Below are 21,221 nucleotides of genomic sequence, written 5' to 3' on the forward strand. Positions count from 1 at the left end.
TAAGGCCTTTGTCGTCGAAATAGCGTTTGGCCAAAATCTTGGCGCGGTCTATCATGTTGGGCGTAATCTGCGCTCCTTTTAGCAGTCCCAGCTTGTTTTCCATGTCCTCGCGTTCCGACTTCTTCAAACCGACATAGTTGATGACCGAGACACGCGGGCGCAAGGCAAGGCTTACGTGCAGGTAAATCTTGTCGCCGACAATCGAGTCGGCCGAAATCTTCACGTCAGAGAACAGCCCATGCCGCCAATAACGTTTTACGGCATCGGTTATTTCGTTGCCGGGAACGGTTATTTCCTGCCCCACACTCAATCCGGATATGCCTGCCAGCATATAGTCTTCGTAGCCTTCGATGCCCGAAACGTTGATGCCGCCCAGCACCAACGTTTTGGGTGTACCGGCGTATGATATGTCTGGGTACACGATTTTGCCCTGTGCGGCGGCATTAAGCCCGCACAAGCAGAGGGCGACAACAGGAAAAACCTTGCGTAATATCTTCATTTTTGGGTTGTTTTCTATCTTTATAAGTCAATATACTTCATGCCTGCCGTTCAGGACTCGCTTTCTACTTGCATGCCCGTTTTGCCGAATCGCCTTTGCCGCGCTTGGTAATTGGCGATGGCTTGGTGCAAGTCGGCCTCGTCGAAGTCGGGCCAATAGGTGTCGCAGAAGTACAGTTCCGAGTAAGCAATCTGCCAGAGCATGTAGTTAGAGATGCGCAACTCTCCACCTGTGCGTATCAGTAGCTCGGGGTCGGGCATGAAAGCCGTCTCCAATCGTTCGTTCATCAGCTCTTCGGTGATGTCTTCGGGCTGCAACGTTCCCGCTTTCACGTCGCGTGCGATGCTTTGTGCGGCGCGCGTAAGCTCCCATCTCGACGAGTAGCTCAGTGCCACCACCATGGTCATTGCCGTGTTTTGTGCAGTGTGTTCCATGGTTTCTTGCAGTTTGTCTTGCACCGATTGGGGCAGGCGTTGTATGTCGCCCACCACTTGGAAACGCACGTTGTTCTTCATGAAGATTTCGTCTTCTAGCGAAGAGAGCACCAAACCCATCAGTGCGGCAATTTCCGTTTCGGGCCTACTCCAATTCTCTGTGGAGAAGGTGTAAAGCGTTAGGAACTTCACCCCTAGGCGCACACACTCCGAAGTGATACGTCTCACGGTGTCCACTCCGGCTTGATGCCCGTAGCTTCTTTCCTTTCCGCGTTCCTTTGCCCATCGTCCGTTGCCGTCCATAATGATGGCAATGTGTCGGGGTATGCGTTTGATGTCTAGTTCTTGTTCCATTAATCGTCTTTGTTACAGGTTCTGCATTTGGGCATGAAACTATATGTGAGCGACAACGAGAGGGCCGAATAGCCGTCTTTGTTTTTGAACATGCCCACGCTGCGCACCGTATAAGGGTCGGCAACGCCGTCCAACTTGTCGCTCGTTGCAAAGTGCATGGCCCATTCCAGCCCAAGGTTCAGCCTCTCGGCTAGCTTGTATTTCACGCCCACGCCTAAGAAAAGGTTGGCCGTGGTTACGTTCTTTGCGCCGCCATTAACGTGGGTTAGCCCCATTCCGCCCATGATATAGGGTGTAAGGGGTTGTGCTCCGCGATAGTCGCGCCCTGTGCCGTAGGGCCAAAAGTTGTACTCGTAGGCCACGCCCACATCCACCACGCGGTGGTTAAAGTGGTAAGGCGAGGCGGCATAGGCTGGGTAATAGGTGTCGTCGTTTTGCGACGAACCTTTTATCTTGCCTGTAAAGGCGGCCAGCCGCAGGTCCATATAGGGGTTTATCACTCGCCGCAGAACCAGTCCGCCCATAGGTTGCGCCCCACGGAAGATGCCTGCATTGAAGTCGCCTAAGTAAGTAACCAACCCTAATGTGCCACCCGCCTCCATGAGATAGAGGGGGTCTCCTTGCGCCATTGCTCCGCTTGGGAGTGCGACGAACAGCAACATTGCGAGCCAGTTTCTTTTCACCTTATTATATAAATACGTACTGTGCGCGGCTTGTTGCAGTTTGCCCTTGCCCCGCGTTTGTGGTGTTATTTATTTGTTGCCCAGCCCACACTGTTCTTGCGTACGCGCCAAACTTTACCCGTGCCTGCACAAACCAACCAGATGTGGTTGTCTTTGTCGGCACCCATTGCAAATTGGGTGGTGTTCTTTGCTATGTCGGTGGGCATTGTATAAATGCGGTTGGTGCGCCACGACAGCCCGCCATCGGCACTCACATACACGTTTTTCAACGCCTGTACGCTGCTGCTTGCGCCCATACCTGCACCGCCCACGGCCAAGAGAACCGGCCCATGAACCACTACTTGCAGGTTAGACATGCGCGGAAGTCGCGGCTCTGCCTCCAAACTATTGTAGTAAGCCCACCTTTGGGTAGAGCTTGTTTGTCCGTATTCGAAAACCTTACCCCACACCACGGGTGCGGAATCGCTGGCGTAGTCGGCCTCTTTGCGGTTGCCAAGTAGCACCACTTGTTCTGTTTTATCGCTTGCCGATCGGTTCCACACAACCATGTTGAAGTCTTGTTGCGGCAGATAGCTGGAGCTTGCTGCCAACGTTTCAGGCACAGGCTCTGACGTTCCAGCCTTTGCCAAGTATAGGGTGCTAGTGCCTTTAAGCAGATGTAGCCCCGCATTAGATGCGCCCAAGAGTCGCGACATGCCTGCGGCGTTTACGCCGAAGTCGGTCCAATTTGTGCCATCGGTTGATTGCCACACCCTGTTTCCGCTCAACACGTATGCCACGCCGTTGAAACTAACGGCGTTTTGCCATGCGTTGGCATCGGGCGAGAACGTGGGCGATAGCTTTGCCCACGTCTTTCCGTCGGCGATGGGCGAGCCATAAACCACTGTCCCACTGCCAGTAGAACCGAAAACCAGCACCATCGACCCCGCGTTTGCTACGCGCAAGCCTTGCAAAGCGGCGAAAGCAGGCACCGTGGCCAACTGGTTCCACTTAAAATCGTTGGGCTTTTGCTTGTGCACACGCACGTCTACGGTGTATTTCTGCGAGTACTTTTGCGAGTTGCTGTACACAACGAACGTGCGCTCGGAGGTGAAGTCCACCGAGTCTTGTCCGTTCTTGTAATACTTTACCGAGTCGCTGGTAAGGCTTTTCAGCGTAACCACGCCTGCGTTTCTGGTAGAGAAGGTGCCAACAATCTTCTTTTGGTTCACGCCGTAGGGCAATGAGTCGAGGTTGTACACCCTTTTGTTTATCTGGTCGATGTAGAAAACATATTTCTTGGCATCGAGTTTTCTATAATATACACTGTCTTTCTTGCCGTCTTTTGTGGTGGAATCCACCCTCAAACTTAGTTTTCCAAGGGTGAAGGCCGTGATAGCCGTGTCGTCGTAATAGGTGATGTCTCTGGCATCGTCTTTCAGACAAGATGCAAAAACAAAACCAGCCGAGAACAGCAAAGCAAGAGACCATCGCATTTTTTTCATTCCGCTTTTGAATTAATTTTAGCTGCAAATTTAGTGAGAATTCCTCAAATAAACAGCGTTTTGTTCGCTTTATTGTGCAAAATATGATAAACGCGCTGTTTTTTTAAGGTATTTTACGTGCTTTGGCGGTGGCAAGCGATGGGCGGTGTGCCACATACGTGCCTAGACTTTCGGCTTTTTGATAAGGTAAACAAACTGGATGATAGCAGCTTGTTGAGTTTGTATGTGTTAAGAAAAAAACCATTGGGCTTGATGTTTTCTTTGAGCATGTCGACAGCAGTTACGCCATTTTTCAGTGCCTTCCTATCCCTAAACGGACAATCGAGTTCGTTTTTTCAATCTTTTTCCCGAATTAGCTTTTAGTTAATTTTGGTGCATATATTTTACAAAACACACTCTGCCTGGCACACCGTTCTAGCGAAATTTTAGGTTGAAAAGCATGCTTTTTACTGCATTTTTCAGCTTTACGCAATTCTTGTTCAGTCCATTTTTGATGGTTTTGCTTGTATTTAGCACCATTTTACCTTTCTATTTGGTTGCCTGCTCTCTTTTTTAAGGCTCTTAAAAACTGTGTTTTTACCACTAAAACACCACTTTTTAGGGTGCATTTTGCCCCTTGTAGCTATGTTTTTAATGGTTCTAAAAGGTTTTGTTTATGCGATTACAGTGTATTTTTATGCTTTTCATCTTGCATTTACCAGCATTTTGCCTTGCGTTTAGCAGCAAAACGCCCTGCATTTAGCGGCATATTGGCTTGCGTTTTGCACCAAAACGCACTCCATTTTGCACCAAAACGCACTACGTTTAGCACCAAAACACACTCCATTTAGCGGCAAATAGCCCAAAAGTAGGTGCAAGTAGTGGTTTCTTTAAATAAAAATTCATTTTGCCGCATGCGCACGCTAACCCCTTTTTGCATCAAAACAAACCTTCGCGAGAATTGATTATTTGCGGTGGAGTGAGCAGTTGGTGGGTAAAACAGGTACCTATAATGTTAAAATTTGTACTGAAAAGACTACAAATAATGTTTGTTGGGTGGGATGATGAGTCAACTAATTGGTGGATTGAGTATTGTGGAAGGTTGTGCAAAGGCGAACATCAGTAAAGCCTTTTGTTGACTATTGTGGAGCTGTTAAGAGTAGCTAGGCGCTGGGCATTAGTCGTCGTAAGCATCGCCGAGCGATTGAAAGCCCTGTTCAGTCCAATACAATGATTGTCCTTTGGCACGGTATAGGCATTGCAACAATTCAGTAAAGCTTTTGGCAACAACTGCTTGCCCGCCAGCAACGCCATGCCTATCCCAAAAGCTATCGTAGCAATATCCCAGTTTGTTTTTTGACAAGTCGATGGTTATATATTGCGAGTGGTTGTCGTGCGCAATGATAAACCAGTTGTGGCTTACGTCGTCTGCCGCATCTTCTCCCGCAATAATGGGGTTAGCCCTTTTAAATTCGGCCAAGCCAACAACTTTTATAGGGTAGTCGGCATCATCAAAAAGCGAGATTTCAGCATAGTTTTCAAAGTAATATTGCAAGTCTTGCGGTAAGTGCAAAGGCAATTTGGCCACAGGATGTGGCAGTTTAGAAACCGCACAACTTTCGTTGTGTTCTATTGCTGTTAAGATATTGATAAGGTCTTCCATCTGTGTTTACTCTTTATTGCTTGTAGGGGCAGGTTGGTTGATTGATGGCTTTTAATATCCTATTTTCCAAGTCGATAGGAAACCAAACCATCGAAAACTCATGGTGTTTAAATTCTTCTCTTGTGATTGGTGTCTCTTCTTGCGTGGCAAAATTCCTCAGTCGAAAGTCTCCATCAACGCCAAATATCATTCTTAGGCTTTCGTAATTTGAGTGTTTATACTTGTCGTAACAGTCTGTTTTCCCGATTATGCGCCACCGCTTTTTTATAATGCCGTCCCAAAATATTTGCAATGGAGCAAACAACACACCCGAATTTTCTATTTCGTTAATGCTGGTTTGGGCAGAACCTATCTTCTTAAAAATCTCTACTAAGACCGAAGAACTGGTTTCTATTACTCTTCCAAAGGCAAAGTCTTTATCTAAATCTTTGTCGGATAGTTTCGCTTTCAACTTCCAATCGTCTTTGGGCATGAATAGCGGAATACAAAATATATCCCCTGCATGAACGACAACCTTATTCATTGTTTAGGTTTTAGGGTGTTTGGAAAGTAACTTATTGAAACTTATTAATCAGTTCGAAGATGTCGTTCGCAACTTTATTCATCGGCAATGAGCCTAATGCGCCTAAGTCGTTTGCGTATATTGAATAGTCGTTGGGCGTATTTGTGCTTACGAAATAGCCCATGTCTCCATCTTGTCCAATCATCAAATAATTGGGTTCGTAGGCTCGTACCTCATAAGTTTCGTTCCTTTCCTCTAAGTCGGAGTAAGAAAACAGACCTATTCCAGAGCCTTCCACCTCAAAGATTTCGCCCGCTTTGATGTCGCACAGGAAATCAAAATAGGGTTTAGGAAAGGTTATTTTCAACCTTTCTTCCAGTTCAATAACGTTCTTCTTTACGCTTACACTATCCATTGTTGTTGCTGTTATAAGTAAAATTGGTGAGGTTCGGACATGATGCAATGGCCGAATGGGGTTTGAAGTCACATGTGCTAACGCTTATTGTCACGATGTTGTTGTACGTTGATGTCGTTGGATTGTTCGCAACATTTCTTCAAGTCTTGGGGTAAATCATCGCGCAAACAAATGGCAACTTTACAGCCTGTGTCGCCTGTGTTGTAGATTAACCGCATCAGTTCAGCGTCTAAGTGTTCAAACTCAGCTATTTCAGACATGATGCAATAGGCCAAATCGTTTGGCAACTTGCCTAACAATTCTCTAACGATAGGCTCAACATCCACTTGCTCAATGTCGAGACGTATGGCTATATTGCTTGACGTTTCCCAAGTTTTGCTTAGCTTTTCAAAATCGCAAAACACGTTTTCCTTATTTATATGTAGGGTACAAATAATATATTGCACTGACAAACAATTAGTTAGGTATTTACTGAATATCCCTATATATGGTTTTTAAAGGCACGACTACGTATCAATGGTACCTTAGAGTAGGGCTACAAACGTGCCATACAAGAGATGTATGCTCTTGTGTATAGTGAGATTGAGCGAATTAAGAATATCCCCTGATTGTCCGGTTTGATTAAGGAACAACAATTTACAATTCAACATCTCCGAGCAGCTTATGAAAAAGGTTATTTGAGGATTGTACAATTTGAAAATCCACGGTCTGATTTTCTATCGGCTTTATGGATATTGTTGAAAAACGGCAAAGAGCATTTTGTCTTTCCAAAGTATCACGAACAGACGATAATCTAAGAATCTGACCTTCAATAGTTCTGTTAGGAGATTGCAAGTGGAGCGGCTGTCCAAATGCATTGCTTGGTCGTTTGTTTTCAAATTTGAGCAGGATAGTTATATCTATACTGTCGGTTGATAAGGAGGGTATTCCATACACGGTGGCTGTTCCCGAATAGACTTGTTTGTATGGCAAAAAATAGGCTACAACAAGAAGGGAAAGCAGCGCCCCTCCTATGGCAGAAATACCATAGCGTATAAGATAGGATGGAACCTGCCCCACGATACTACGAACCTTCTCACTTCGAAGTTCAAAGTGATGCTCTTGTTCCTTTTCTTCTTTCATATCAAATACCCAATTCTAATTGGTTTTTTACTAAGGAAAAGTATTTGCCATGTTTGGCTATCAGCTCGTCATGTGTACCAAACTCTACAATCTTCCCTTCGTTCAAGACTATAATTTGGTTGGCTTTACGGACTGTGGAAAGACGATGTGCCACCACAATCACGGTTTTCCCCTTGTAGAAATCCGTGAGTTTCTCGGTGATGGCTCGCTCATTGTTCGTATCGAGAGCGTTAGTTGCCTCATCCAAGAATACAAACATAGGATTCTTGTAGACGACCCTTGCAATCAAGATGCGTTGCCGCTGTCCTTGACTGATGCCCTGCCCGTCCTGTCCTATCATTGTGTTGTATGCCAATGGAAGGGATTCAATGTAATCAGATATATTTGCCACTTGGGCAGCATGGCGTATACGTACAATGTCGGGCTCATCATCCGATATGGCGATATTCCTTGCAATGGTATCTGAAAACAGATACCCTTCCTGCATCACTGCTCCGCATTGACTGCGCCACCAATTAAGATCACAGTGGTTTAGATTGGCGTTGCCTACATGAATACTTCCATTAAGTGGCTTATAGAATCCCAAAAGGAGCTTTACAAGCGTGGTCTTTCCGCTTCCACTCGCACCAACAATTGCTGTTACCTTGCCATTGGGTATGGAGACATTTATGTCTGAAAGTATATTCTTGGAACTATAGGTGTCGTATTTGAAGGAAAGATCTTTGATGACGAGGGAATGTCCTTTTGCCGTTTCATCTGTGTAGACATTCAGTATCCTTTCCTCATTTTCCTCGTTTGCCTCTGTATGTATTTCGTTCATACGTTCAAGGCTGATACTTACATCCTGCCAAGAGTAGATGAATTGTATAAGTTGCTCCACTGGGCTATTAAGCTGTCCTATGATATATTGCACTGCCAGCATCATGCCAAGCGTCATATTGCCTTGTATCACGGCTGTGGCGGCAAGAACTGTAATAAGGATATTCTTAATTTCGTTAATGGTAATGCTTCCTGCTTGTTGTATTTGTAGCAGGTCAAGGGACTCTAGATTGACTTTGAAGAGGTCAGCTTGCACGTCCTCCCACTCCCAGCGCTTACGTTGTTCACATCCCTGCAGCTTAATTTCCTGCATTCCACCGATGAGCTGGTAGGTTACATTGCGGTTACGTCCTGCTTGTTCGAAGTATTTGTAGTCCAACAGTCTGCGTTTTTTGAGGAAGAGAAAGATCCAACCTGAATAAAGCGAAGTCCCCAAAAGAAAGATTGTAAAAATGACGATATTATAAAATGCAAGGACGATACCAAAAACGAGAAAGGTGAAAAATGAGAAGAGTAAGGTTAGACTACTTGATGTAAGGAATTTTTCTACCCGGCGATGGTCTTCGATACGTTGCAGCAAATCCCCTATCAGCTTTGTGTCGAAAAATTTCATCGGCAACTTCATCAGCTTGATAAAGAAGTCTGATATGAGAGAGATATTTAGACGGGTAGAAATGTGTAGAAGTATTTTCGTACGGATAAAGTCAATAGCTGTGCGGCTTAATAAAAACATCATTTCTGCAAATAGCACCAGCCATACGAACCCAATGTCCTTTCCTCTAATACCCGTATCTACAATTGCCTGAGTGAGAAATGGAAAGACGAGTTGCAGAAGAGAGCCGAGCAATAGGGCAAGTATCAGTTGTGTGAAAAAAGCTTTGTACTTTTTGAGATAACTCCATAGAAATTTAGATCGATTTTGAATGGGGGCCGATGCAGTATCCTTCTGTGAATAGAATTGTTCTGTCGGTTCGAGAAGAAGGACTATGCCTTTTTCTTCCCCATAGGTCTTTGTACTTACCCAATGCTCACAAAACTCTTCTTTAGTATAGGTGATAAGGCCTTTCCCAGGATCTGCTACATAAATAGAATATTGACCATTGCGGCGAGTTTTTATCTTATATACTACAACAAAATGATTCTGATTCCAATGAACGATACATGGTAACTGAACCTCTCGAATGAGACTATTGAATGATATTCGTCCTCCTGTCGTCTTAAATCCAAATTTCTCTGCCGCTTTACTTACCCCCAAAAGTGAGACTCCGTCCTTATCCAATCCACACTTTTCTCGCACAGTTTTAAAATCGGGAACTTGGCCATAGTATCTAAGTACCATGGCCAAGCAAGCAGGACCACAATCCATTTGGTCAAATTGCCTATAGAACATATTCACATCGTAAATGATTCTAAATTACGTGAACAAATCCTTAACTTCATCTTGACTAGTTGGATGATTTAAGTTTTCATCGTGCATCATTTTCTCAATCCTAAGGATCTCAAATAAAGCAGAATTATTATGGAAATCTGTTGTAAGGAGATTAAAGCCGGCAGGAAAGTGATGATTATCTAATACTTTTGAATTGTCATTCATGTCTTGGTAAATCTCATGAGCAGTCTCTGGGCTATATTTCAACCCCAAAAGATTTATAATGTCATCAGTCTTTAGTGATTTAATTTTAGATAGATAAATAAAATCTTTTACTCCAAAAAAATATTCATAAACAGATTGTTCTTTATCATCAAGGAATTGACACATGTAATTATATGCCTTTGTGTAATCACCTATATAATAGTATAACATAGCAAGTAAATGGTTAACTTCTAGATGAATTATATCTCTGTCTATCCAATACGGATAATTTTTAGTGTACGATTTTTCTCTCAACTTTATAAGGTCTTTACCGCTTTCAAGTTGAGTTATGATATCTGTAATAGTTTCAGTCTTATGTGTACCGATATTAACAATTTCACTTAAGTCAGGATTCGCATATGTAGGAATTAAATTTTTTCTATCCATAACAACCTGACTCATACCTGGAACAAGAATGTAGAACGCAGGGAAGCCTAAGTAAGAATTGTTTCTAATAAAGAGATTACATCCTAAACTATTAATAATGCTAAGTGCTATTTTCAAGTCGGTAGCATTGGACAATCCGTAAGTGTCTGGGTATGGAGCATGAACATAAGAATATGAGCTAGAGAAAATAGTTATAGGCCAATGTCCACTGCCGTTCACAAATATTCTTTCTAGATTGACATGCGAAGATTTCTTACCTTGAAGGTTATCCAAGTCATTTTCATCGTAAAAATTAAATGGAATACTCTTGAATGATTTAAGCCCTTGATATAATTCATTTAGACAACGATCAAGAGCCACATCTTCAACGAAGTCAGATGCGAGTTTGAAATTATACCTTTTATTCTTTTTGTCAATAATAATCAATCCAATTACAGGTAAGCCTTTCCCAAGAGAGCAATCTTTTATTATTAACTCATAGCCTTGAAAGGAACTTAAATAATCGAGTTTGTTTTTCACAGTAGAATTAGCAAAATAACTATGTGGTATTGTTGGAGGGACAATACCATTTGTGTATATTTGCGTTACTGCATACCGTTCAAATATTTCACATAATCCCTGCAAAAGAGCTTCTGATTGGATGTTGCCTGAAGCCATACCATTGGAGCCTGTTGCTGTTAAACACAACTCTATTGGTACAAAAATTGGTCTCTTGTTTTTGCAATCATAAAAAGGGACACATAGAAAGGACTTATCTCCATATCTCTTTTGTAAATCGAAACTAAACTCTTCTATACTGTCATAGTTGAATAGCGCACACAGTTCTCTTCCAAATGTTGCTATAACTTCTTCTCGTGAAAGGTATACTTCTTGAGGGTCATAGTAAAAATCAAATATTAGATTTTCTTGTTGTAAGTACTCTTTAAATGAAGGATCAGATTTCCCTGAATTAAGGAACTCTTCTGTTGCAAATCTTCTTGCAAAAAGAAGCATGTTGTTTTGAAGACGTTCCATAAATTCTGCGTACCCACTAGCTAATGAGTACTCAAATGTAGATCCCTTTCCATTTGTGCCAATATTTAAATCTCTAATTTTTCCATTTCCTACCGTTATACGACACGAATAGAATTTAGGTGATTCTACATAACTTTCACTTGTTAGAATTCCTAGTTTACCTAGAATTCCTTTAATACGAGTCACTGTACTTACAGGATTAGTCGCTTTGTACTTCTTTTTCATATCTATAAAATTATAGCGTTAAAGTGTTTTTATGTGCAAAAAAACGATTTATAGAATAAAACTCTTTCAGAGAGTCACAATAATCCATTAAATTATATGTCTCATTCAATTGATAAAGATCATATATGTTCTCAAATAATTGAGTTGCCACGAACTTATTCTTTGTGTAGTCTAATTTGTTTATTTCATACGGTGTGTCAGAAAGATCACGATAGTAGTGCCCAAAACAAATATCTTTTATAAGAATACATTTACCTTGATGACGCCAGGCTCTCATACTCATAACTTGTTCGTCAAACCCGTATCCATTAAGACCACATAAACCGCCAAATTCTTGCCAAAAGGAACGAGAACAGAAATAAGCACCTCCTAATACACATGGTATTACTTCTACCGACACCTCAGGATGAAAATCTATGTAGTTCCAATTTACAAGCATATCTGGTAAGTTTATATATGCACCAAACGATTTTTGTCTTTCTGTTATGAGATTGCCATGCCTATCTATGGATGCAGTCTGGCAACAACAAAGTTTCTTTCCCATCTTCAACCCATACTCTATTAATCTTTTATCCCAATCTTTTGTTATTGCTTTCATATGTCCGTCTAACAGTAAAAAAAATCTCGTGTTACTTAAGGCAATACCAATTTCCCTACAGCGAGCAATACCTTTTCTATAATCATTCTTATAATATCTAGCTCCGTATTCTTCTGCTATTTTTTGATAATCGTATTGGTCATTTGATGCGTCATCTATCAAAAGGATATCGGTATGGTGAGGATCTATTGTAGAAAAAATATTCTCAACGGTCATTCTAAGCAAGCCAGCCTCATTAGCAAAGGGGATAATTATTGTCAGAGCTTTCATTTTATTCCAAGTCTATCTTTATTAATGTCGTTTTTGTTTTTCTTAATGTTATCTCCCAGTGTCCAACGTAGGCCAAGTTTTACTGCTCGGGTGTCGTTGTCCAATGTGAATCGGTAATGTTGGTTTCCGACATGTGCTTTTGTGATGGAGTTCCTACCCCTTAAAATGTCTTGCACATCTAAGGAGATGGATAAGTTTTTCTTTATAAACCAACGCATCCCAATGTCTAGGCTGTGCAGTGGAGAAACATCATATATTCCCTGTATCATGGGGGTGACATAATAACCATCTAGGTAACAAGTATAACTCTTGGAAGGTGAATAGCTCATATTAACAGCTATTCTCCCTGTCAGCTTAGAGCGATTAAAATGTATGTCCTCTATTTCACCTTTGTTCATGAGATAGAACAGTGTACCTGTTAGCCTTAAATCCAAATTGGTTATAGGATGGAATGGCACCACAGTCATTAATCCCAACTGCCGGTTTACGGCCATATTTATTGAGTGGTATGTTGCTGTCGGATGTTCGGGGCCTATATAAAGCTGTTGAGTAATGTGATTCCTGGTGTCTTGAATAAATAGTTGTGTGATATACTTTCCCTTATTTATCCAGTTTATCCGCAAAAGATTCATCCTACTGTGGATGAGTGATGGGTTGCCCTGTACACTAATCAGTTCAGAGATGTACGAAAGGGCGGGCGTTAGCTGCCAGTAGCTCGGTTCTTTTATCTCCGATGAGTAGGAAAGCATTAGCACATTACGTTTAGGAAGGCGAAAAGTAAAACTTGTGGTAGGGTAAAGCCTATGGCTCTTTTGCTCTTCTACCTGGGCTTTGCTCCATCGGTCTTGTTGAAAGCTATAGACGAGATTTGCCTTGAACGTCATCCATGTTGCCAAGGCGTAATCGATTCCGGCATAAGTTTCGGAATGTATCTCCGTGTCTTTGCTTTTTGTTGCTAGAAGATGTTTATCCGTTTTGCGAACTTCATTATCTACCATACTCCCCCTAAGATACTCCCCCGCAATGAACTTTAAACCTTTAACACCCTTGATTGGCTGATTGTAATCAATCGTTATTCCCCAACGATAGACTTGCTGATTGAGCAGTTGAGGAACTAATCTTTCTGTGAGGATGGGCAGATTTCTTCTTTCCATTTGGTAAGTCATTCCTTGGAGTTCTATTGACAATCTGGGCGAAGCGTAGGATAGGGCAAGCGCATGGCTAGATGATTGGGTGTTGTTTTTGATGTAAGAATCGATTGCGCTTTGTCCTTCGCCCAAATCGGTCTGCCCCCTATTATTACTAGTAGAAGCGGAGACGTTAACATTATAGTTAAGTGCAATTTGCTGTTTGCTGTCGGCAGAAACGGGGAGTAGCAGGTTAAAGTACCCCCTGTGGAAGTGGCCACCTATCTTATTGTCAGAGAATTCTGAGAAAGCGATGTTCTCAGCCACCGTTCCCCCCACAGATTGATTTGTCAGATTGTTCTCGTTTACATAAGAGTAGTGTGCTTGCACCGAAAGAGACTTGACATGTGTATTGATAGTGAAATTACCATAAGGCGTAATCCGCCTTGAAATGTCTACCCCTGTGTTGAGATCTGCCTGAAAAGGTTTCTGAACAAGCATTTTCTTTAATATAACATTGATGGAGGAGTGTGTGCTGCCTAGCTCTGGGGCACTGTCGTATCTAATCTCAATTCGTTCCACCATCTCTGGAGCAATGGCCTTTAATCTGTCTACTATTTGGTTGTACGGCAAAAGGGTCTTGCGGCCATTTATGACAAGGGTGGTAGACGGCATGCCTATTAAAGAGACTGTTCCTTTCTCTAAGCTCACTCCAGGAAGTTTCCCTAGCACGCCGTAAGCGCTTGATGCGCTCTTGCCCATTTGCAGTAATGCACTCCCAGAATAAACCAACGAACCATTTTCCAGCTTTACCATTGGGCGCTCTGCTGTAATGACAACTTCATCTAAAACCTTAGTGGTGTCGTCTAAGATGAAATAGTTTACCTGCCCATAACTAATCTCTTGCAGATTGAGGGGCTTATATCCCATGTGACTCAAAGAAACCTTCAGGCAATCATTAATGTCTTTGGACGCTTTGATGACAAAACGCCCTATGCTGTCACTGTTTACCAGCGAGAGCTTTCGTAGCGTATCAGCGCAATTGTAAATCGTCACCGCAACACCAGAGAGTGGAAGCCCAGACTTGTCCAACACCAATCCCTCTATATCTTGGGCGAAACTTTTTGCTATCAGAGAAAACAATAATGCAATAATCGATATGTATCTTTTCATATGGTGCAAAAATGATAAATGAGGGAAGGTTATGAATGAGGGAGGGGTAGGCTTTTCGCGCCCCTCCCATTCTAGTATGTAACGAATGTCTTAAAGCTTGAGTCGCCCAATAAAGCATTGGGGTAAAGTGGCTTAATTGAAATTAATGGCCCCTATCTCTGTCTGGTGTCACAATGATCTCGTCTAGTGTGCCACCATCCAGCGTGTCATTAGACTCGTCGCATTCATTAGCGTTTGATTTACCTGCCTTTATGGCCGCTGCTGAGATTTGTTCAATCTCCTTGTTTCTCTGCTGTTGCAGTTTTTCAGATAAGGTTTTCATACTGAAAAATGTTTAAATTAAACCCCATTTACACTCAGGAGATATTTGTGCCTTTAAACTGTTTGGTCAGACCTTTTTTGTACCATAGCGGGTGGCTAAGTGCGGCAGCATTGTTAGTTGTACGGGCTAACTGTGCCTTTGCAATTAGTGTGAAACACGTTTCACTCTTTCGAGGTGTACACTTTCCTCTATTTATGAGCTCAAAGCTGTATTCTTAATGTTAAACGCATTTTGCATGTCTTTTTGTTGAGAAATCAAAGGTAGCATTTTTAAATTTTCTACAATATTACGGATAAAAAACGAACTCTCCAAATTTTTGATGATTTTTTGTCTTTTCTTCCCTTTTTTCTCTTTTCTCATGGTTTCTTTATGCGCTGTTTTGTTGAATTGGCACTCAGGCAGTTCAAAGTCGTCCGTTCCTGCTTTGACAAAGCACCATATCGCAGTTGCCACCGCTGTGGGGTGTGAAGGTGAACTCACCATCCGCCATGCCTGCCTTTGGGCTATACTCTAAATAATTTTATTTGGGAGGTGTCAAGAAAATCATTATATTTGCATTGTGAAAACAACACTGAGGTCGAAAGATTTCGGAACCCTGTGCAGACTCCGCACGATAAGGCATACAAGACACTGTGGAAGACTCCCTGCGGGGTTGGGGCGCGATTCCCATGCGCAACAGCCGCCACACAAGCGCATGGATAGAGAGGGGTGAGTTCATGGAGTAATCCACGATTAGCGGACACGACTGCATAATCCGATTGACAGTTTACGAAATAATTCCATTTAGACAACAAAACTAAAGAGAGCATGATATGAAGAATGAAAATAACCAATTATGTGTGCTAGGCCTTGGGCACTGCGGTATGTGTTGGCATTCGCGCCTGTGCTTGTGTCTGTGTTTCGCTTTGTTTTTCAGCATTCCAAATGTAATGGGTAGGCAGGTGGACAATGGTTTTAGAAGAACGATGCTAGCCAAGGGCGACAGTTGCGTAAGGGCATACGACTATTATCATGCCGCGCGATACTTTCGGCTGTTGAACGACAGCTTGCCTGCTTACGATGTGTTGCGCAAACTGGCTGGTTGTTATCAGCGGTTGGGGATCAGTCTTCGATGTGCCGCTCTTTTGCGCAGCATTCAGCCCGATAGCGTTGAATATGCCGACGTTCGCGCCCTTTATTTCGCTTACAAGAACGTGGGGCGCGACGATTCGTTAACCTATTACGGCGAACGAGCCGTTACCATGAACCCCATGGATGGCGAACTAACGGTGTCGCTGGCTGCGTATTACAGCGAGAACAACAAGCCTGAACGGGCCATGACCTTGTGCAAGGCCTACATGAACGAAGATTCCACCAACCTGCACGTGGTTAGACAGTATGGCTATGCCGCCTATCTGGTGGGCGACTATCGGGAGGCGGTGCGCCGATACTTGTGGCTCGATGCCAATGGGTTCAGCAATTACGAGTCGGCTTTTGTGCTGGGCGTGTCGTACGAAGAACTGCAAGACATGCGCAGGGCTTACGAAAACCTGTTACGCGCCGCGGAATACAAGGACATGAAAGACCATGTTTCGCTACATCATCTGGGCAAGGTGTGCATCGCTTCGGGCTATTGCGAACGCGGCGCGGCCTATATCATGAAGGCCATCGACCTGATTCGGCCAGACAGTGGCGCGCTGGCCTTGATGTATAAAGAGGTGGCCGAGGGCTATTTTCTTGCACATAAGTATAAGGACGCCGCCCGTTACTTGGAAATCAGTGCCATATACGCCCCAGACGATGCCACCGCTTATTATAACATCGCGCAAATGTACGGCGGAGTGAAAGATTTTGAGAGGGAACGGATGTGGTATAAACGTTTCTTGGAGAAATCCGTTTTGCTAAAAGATACGGAGAATAACCGTAAACTGATAGACGAGGCGAAACGAGTTCTGAGCAAGCAACGACGATGAGGCACGGCGTAGAAAGCGTGCTGAAAACCGGTTTGACTAGTTTCATTGAATGGTTGGAGGAGTCGGAGTGGTCAGATTAGTCTGACTGGTTCGACCGCTCCGGCTCGTCTGACGGCTCTGTCTTGTTCGACTTGCCTGACTAGTCTGACAGCCCTTACTACTCTTTTACCAATTCGATAATGCGGCTATCGAGCTGGTTTCCGCCCAAAACTTTAAGTCCAACCTTGTGTAGGTAGTCGCCCGTAAAGGTTTGGTTGTGGAAAGACAGTCGGCTTTCTTGCCCTGGCATGAGGCAAATTTCGCGCACGCGATAAGTGGCGGTGGGGTCTAAACCTTGTAAACGGGTGTTGATGATGGTTTCGTTATACCGCGGATGTAGGTCGTAGGCGAAGAGTAGGGCATGCGTTCGACTGTCGTTTACGCGCATCAGGGCGCAGTGGTTGGTTTCGTAAGGCGATACCAAACGATAAAGATTGGGGGCGAAGATAATGGGTTTAAGTCGGTTGTACTCTTTAATTGCAGCTTGGCAATAAGCCAAATCGTTGGGAGAAAGATGTTTGAGGTCGAGATCGAAACCCAACTTACAAGAGAAGTCGACATCTAAACGGAACTTCACAGAGGCCGTCTTGTTCCAGTCGGTTACGTGCGAACACATGGCCTTTGCAGGCATAAAGTGCGAGAAAGCCCACTGAATGTAGATGCGTTCTACGGGGTCGGTGTTGTCTGAACACCAAAATTCGGTGAAATACTTCAAGGCCTCGAAGTCGCAACGTGCACCTCCGCCCGAACAAAGCATCATGTAAAGCTTGGGATATTTGGCTTGAACACGTTGCAAAACGGCGTAAAGTCCGCGTACATAGTCAACGTATAGGTTGCCTTGTCGCGCTTTAAGGTTGGGCGAAAAGATGTTGGTGATGGGGCTATTGCAATCCCATTTCATGAATTTGATGTTGGGATTTTCTTTCATTAGTCCGTCTGTCACGCCGAAAACAAAGTCTTGCACTTCGGGGTTTGTTAGGTCTAGCACCAGCTGATGGCGGAAAAGATAGGTCTCGCGGTCGGGCAAACGCAATATCCAATGTGGTTTGTTGCGTGCCAGTTCGCTTTCGGGGTTCACCATTTCGGGTTCAATCCAGATGCCAAAGTCCACACCTTGCTCGTTCGCCCCTTTCACTAAGGCCGGTATTCCGCCAGGCAATTTGGCGCGATTAGCCTGCCAATCGCCCAGCCCTGCTTTGTCGTCGTTGCGCGGATAGCGGTTGCCAAACCATCCATCGTCTAGCAAAAAGAGGTCTACCCCTAGGCTTTTGGCCTGTCCAAAGAGGTTGTTCAGTTTCTGTTCGTCGAAGTCGAAGTAGGTGTTTTCCCAATTGTTAAGCAGCGTCATGCGGTCTTCTTGCGCCATATATAACCTGTGGTTCAAGGCCCAACGCTGAAAGTTGCGGCTGCCTTGCCCAGTTCCTTGGGTGCTTAGTGTGAAGATAAACTCAGGGGTGCGAAAGGTTTTGCCGCGGTCGAGCGTATAGGTTGAGGCGTCGGGATTGATGCCTGCCAATATGCGCAGCTGGTTGTTGTGGTCTACTTCGAATGTAAAACGAAAGTTCCCCGTCCAACCGATGGTGCCCATTAGCACCTTACCGTGGTTCTCGGAAACGGGCGAGCCAAGGCCAACCTCGAAGAAAGGGGAGGCCAACATGGCGGCCCGTGTGCCCAGGCGGGTGTCTATCGTCTTGCGTCCAAAGTTCAATTGGGTTTGGCTCATATGCATTTCGCGCGCCCAATCGCCGCTAAACTCGGTTAGATAATACGTGGGTTCTTCGAAATAGAGCATGGCAGAGGCATAGCGGCCCAGGCTTATTGGCTTGTTTTCGCCGTGGCTAATCTCCGCCCATTGGCAGATAACGTCTTCCTTAGCGTAGGCCAAATAGTGCAGATTAACGTTTAGGGGGTACTTTTCATCGCGCAGTTTCACAACGGTTTCGGTGGCTCCGTTGCGCGCGGTTTGCGTATGCGACACGTATTTAAGCACCGAAGTGGGGTTGCCGTTGTTGTGGGTAAGTTGCAGTGCAGGTTCAAAATAGTCTTCTGTTCCCATAACGGGGTACGCCTCAGAGCCTGCCCACATGGGCGAGGTTTGATTGGCGCGCGGCATAAAAAGCTGGTCGAGGGGCGTTGCATCGCTGAGCCTTTCGCCTAGATAAGCTTGGTAGAGCCGCCCGTTCGGTTTCACTTCCAGCACCAGTTGTACGTTATCGGTGTGTATCGAAATGATGTTCTTGGCGTCTGCGGCCACGCCGATGAGCATCAATATGGCCAATACGAGGAGTTTGGGGAGTTTCATTTGTTGCGTTTATGTGGGTTTGAATGTGTAGTTGGTGAGTTTTGAGCTGATGAGTTGAACCTTGGAGTTAAGGCAACAGCCTGGTTGCTACAAGTGCAGTGTTACATGCAACTTGCCTGCTTACAAGCCAAAATGCCTACTGGTTTTTAGCCCATCAGCGCAAAAGCTCATTTACTTATTACAGGGAGATACGGTAAACTTTTACGTTAGCAAACTTTGCAGGTGCGCCCTTAGCGTAAAAACGTGCGTTGGTGTAAGGCTTGGTGGGGAACACGAGGTTGGTCATGGAGATGCGCCCACCGTTTACGAATATTTCAATTGAGCACTTATCCACCCACACATCCACGCTATACGTTTTGCCTTGGCACAGGCTTAGCGGCGCCCAAGTGCCCAGTGCGAAGTCGTTTTGATAGTTCACGGCGTTTCGTTTTCGCATGGGTTCTTTCACTTCGCGGTGTTCGTGTTGGTCGTAAGCCTTCTCTATGTCGTGCGGAACGGCCTTTTTGCCAAAGTCGGTAAGCCCACTTCGGGTGCGATCCATCACCAATCGTTTCTTCTTCAGGTCGATATAGATGTCTACCTTTTCGCCCTTATCGTTGAAAAGCTCGATGCCGGCGATGCCCTCATGCCCAGGTGTCACCTCCATGTTTAGTTCGAAGGCATTGTCTTCGGTATTGGATATGCCCTTTATCACGCGCGAATTGGGCACTGTGCCCACGTTTAGCTGACGTTCCATTTGCCTCATGGCCAATGCTTCGGGCACAACGTTAGACGCCAAGTAGTATTGTCCGCCTTTCTCAAATAGTTTTAGCTCTCGTGGCAGTGTGTTTGCACCGCGATATTGCTTGATGGGCGTAACATTGGCATATTGCCAATTGCTCATCCAAGCTAGCGCAAGGGTGCGTTCTCCTGTGTTGGAAAAGCACACAGTTGCGTAGTGGTCCTTGCCGTAATCTAAGAATTTGGCCACTGATGGCGGCGTGTCACAAGTGAATTTGGTGCCGTCGAAATCGCCAACGAAGTATTCTGTCGCACTTCCTCCAAATAAACAACCCGGGTTGATGTTGACAATCATCACCCATTTCTTTTTTCCCGGCTGCCCTTCAACAGGCATTTGGAAGAAGTCTGGACACTCAAATTGGTTGGGCTGTGCACCGTAGCCATGCCCGAAAGCGCTTATGTAGTTCCAGTTTTTCAGGTTGGGCGAGCTGTAAAAGCGCATTTCCTTGTCGGCAGACACAATCATAAACCACTGTTTAGTTGGCTCGTACCAGAATACTTTGGGGTCGCGGAAGTCTTTAAGCCCATCAAACGGCCGGAGAACGGGATTCCCTTCATATTTGTTGAAGTGGTATCCCCCGTCAGTGCTGTACGCCATACATTGTATTTGGCCGTTTTTGTCGCTGGCCGAGGTATAAAGTGCCACCACGGCATCTTTGCCATATCCTGCCGTGCCGTTTTTGTCTACCACGGCCGAGCCAGAGAAAATGTGCCCCATTGGGTCGCGTGCCAGCGTAGGAGCCACTTGCTTCCAGTGTACAAGGTCGGTACTAATGGCGTGCCCCCAGTGCATGTTGCCCCATTTAGAGCCATAGGGGTTGTATTGGTAGCAGAGATGATAGACGCCATCTTTGTAGAACATGCCGTTGGGGTCGTTCATCCAGCCGTAAGCAGGCGTGTGGTGGTAGGCCGGACGATAGAAATCGGTGTTGGTTACGTTCCATTCGTTGGCCAAGCGCATAGAGCCAGGTTTCAAAACCAGTGCCGAAGGCTTTACGTTGAGCATCTTAACCACCGACGTTTGGCCCTCGTTTAGGGCGAAAGGCACTTCGTAGTCGGTTTTGGATTGTGCCAATCGTATGTCCATCCATGTGTCGGTAGAGCGGCCGTTGTCGAGCATGACCTGTGCTTCGGGCATGTCTTCCTCAACGGGTAGGATGAGATACTTGGGCGAATTCTCTACCGTAATGATGGTGGTGTCGCCCTTTTGTTTTACATTTATAGCTTGTGCCTGTGCTTGCATAATGATTAGGGATGCCAACAAGGCTGTTGCGAATATCTTTTTCATTGTGGAATTGCTTTGTGTGAGGGTAATGAAACCAATGGAATTTGCATATACCTATGCTGCGTTTTGGGCAGATGTGGTTGGCTTAAACCCCAATCGGTCGTTGTATCGCTTATCAATTATTTAGGTTGTTTTCATCGCTTCCTGTTCATCTTTTACC

At 44.7% G+C, this 21,221-nt stretch carries 17 protein-coding genes and 1 pseudogene; 1 reads left to right on the forward strand and 17 read right to left on the reverse strand.

The window, feature by feature from the left end; translation table 11 throughout:
* From BN93_RS01155 to BN93_RS01225, 15 genes and pseudogenes are all read right to left on the reverse strand, one after another.
* Positions 1–499: pseudogene (locus tag BN93_RS01155) on the reverse strand (outer membrane protein assembly factor BamA); the annotation flags it as partial.
* 50 nt (positions 500–549) lie between these two features.
* Positions 550–1,287: an isoprenyl transferase gene (locus BN93_RS01160; protein WP_009230776.1), complete on the reverse strand. Its 738-nt coding sequence runs from the start codon at positions 1,285–1,287 to the stop codon at positions 550–552.
* Positions 1,287–1,970 (reverse strand): type IX secretion system protein PorG, encoded by a 684-nt coding sequence (gene porG, locus BN93_RS01165; protein ID WP_044259347.1) that lies wholly within the window; start codon positions 1,968–1,970, stop codon positions 1,287–1,289. Before porG ends, BN93_RS01160 begins: the two co-directional genes overlap by 1 nt.
* A gap of 65 nt (positions 1,971–2,035) precedes the next feature.
* Positions 2,036–3,454, reverse strand: a complete 1,419-nt coding sequence (locus BN93_RS01170; protein WP_019186520.1) for a DUF6242 domain-containing protein — start codon at positions 3,452–3,454, stop codon at positions 2,036–2,038.
* A gap of 1,156 nt (positions 3,455–4,610) precedes the next feature.
* Positions 4,611–5,096, reverse strand: coding sequence for an SMI1/KNR4 family protein (locus tag BN93_RS01175; protein ID WP_019186523.1), 486 nt, complete (start codon positions 5,094–5,096; stop codon positions 4,611–4,613).
* Positions 5,097–5,109: 13 nt separating this feature from the next.
* Entirely contained in the window at positions 5,110–5,619 is a 510-nt protein-coding gene (locus tag BN93_RS01180) for an Imm26 family immunity protein (RefSeq protein WP_044259349.1), read from the reverse strand.
* A gap of 31 nt (positions 5,620–5,650) precedes the next feature.
* On the reverse strand, positions 5,651–6,013 hold the full coding sequence (locus tag BN93_RS01185) for an SMI1/KNR4 family protein (RefSeq protein WP_019186525.1): 363 nt from the start codon (positions 6,011–6,013) through the stop codon (positions 5,651–5,653).
* A gap of 77 nt (positions 6,014–6,090) precedes the next feature.
* A complete protein-coding gene (locus BN93_RS01190; protein WP_232211063.1) occupies positions 6,091–6,459 on the reverse strand; it encodes a hypothetical protein in 369 nt (122 codons plus the stop codon).
* 190 nt (positions 6,460–6,649) lie between these two features.
* A complete protein-coding gene (locus BN93_RS01195; protein WP_019186527.1) occupies positions 6,650–7,135 on the reverse strand; it encodes a hypothetical protein in 486 nt (161 codons plus the stop codon).
* 1 nt (position 7,136) lies between these two features.
* A complete protein-coding gene (locus BN93_RS01200) occupies positions 7,137–9,344 on the reverse strand; it encodes a peptidase domain-containing ABC transporter (protein WP_019186528.1) in 2,208 nt (735 codons plus the stop codon).
* Between the two features lie 24 nt (positions 9,345–9,368).
* Entirely contained in the window at positions 9,369–11,213 is a 1,845-nt protein-coding gene (locus BN93_RS01205; protein ID WP_019186529.1) for a YcaO-like family protein, read from the reverse strand.
* Positions 11,214–11,223: 10 nt separating this feature from the next.
* Positions 11,224–12,081 (reverse strand): glycosyltransferase, encoded by an 858-nt coding sequence (locus tag BN93_RS01210; RefSeq protein ID WP_019186530.1) that lies wholly within the window; start codon positions 12,079–12,081, stop codon positions 11,224–11,226.
* A complete protein-coding gene (locus BN93_RS01215; protein WP_019186531.1) occupies positions 12,078–14,381 on the reverse strand; it encodes an outer membrane beta-barrel protein in 2,304 nt (767 codons plus the stop codon). The genes BN93_RS01210 and BN93_RS01215 overlap by 4 nt, the downstream gene beginning before the upstream one ends.
* Before the next feature lie 142 nt (positions 14,382–14,523).
* Positions 14,524–14,703, reverse strand: a complete 180-nt coding sequence (locus BN93_RS01220) for a hypothetical protein (protein WP_019186532.1) — start codon at positions 14,701–14,703, stop codon at positions 14,524–14,526.
* A gap of 192 nt (positions 14,704–14,895) precedes the next feature.
* Positions 14,896–15,156: a hypothetical protein gene (locus tag BN93_RS01225; protein ID WP_157462582.1), complete on the reverse strand. Its 261-nt coding sequence runs from the start codon at positions 15,154–15,156 to the stop codon at positions 14,896–14,898.
* A 359-nt stretch (positions 15,157–15,515) separates the two neighbouring features.
* Between BN93_RS01225 and BN93_RS01230 the strand changes: the two genes are divergently transcribed.
* Positions 15,516–16,655: a tetratricopeptide repeat protein gene (locus tag BN93_RS01230; RefSeq protein ID WP_157462584.1), complete on the forward strand. Its 1,140-nt coding sequence runs from the start codon at positions 15,516–15,518 to the stop codon at positions 16,653–16,655.
* A 157-nt stretch (positions 16,656–16,812) separates the two neighbouring features.
* Here the strand turns inward: BN93_RS01230 and BN93_RS01235 are convergent, their stop codons facing one another.
* Both BN93_RS01235 and BN93_RS01240 read right to left on the reverse strand, forming a co-directional pair.
* Positions 16,813–18,996 (reverse strand): alpha-galactosidase, encoded by a 2,184-nt coding sequence (locus BN93_RS01235; RefSeq protein ID WP_019186535.1) that lies wholly within the window; start codon positions 18,994–18,996, stop codon positions 16,813–16,815.
* Positions 18,997–19,174: 178 nt separating this feature from the next.
* Positions 19,175–21,064: a GH32 C-terminal domain-containing protein gene (locus BN93_RS01240; protein WP_044259351.1), complete on the reverse strand. Its 1,890-nt coding sequence runs from the start codon at positions 21,062–21,064 to the stop codon at positions 19,175–19,177.
* Between the last annotated feature and the right edge of the window lie 157 nt (positions 21,065–21,221).

This window comes from Prevotella conceptionensis 9403948 (assembly GCF_000312305.1).
GTDB lineage: Bacteria > Bacteroidota > Bacteroidia > Bacteroidales > Bacteroidaceae > Prevotella > Prevotella conceptionensis.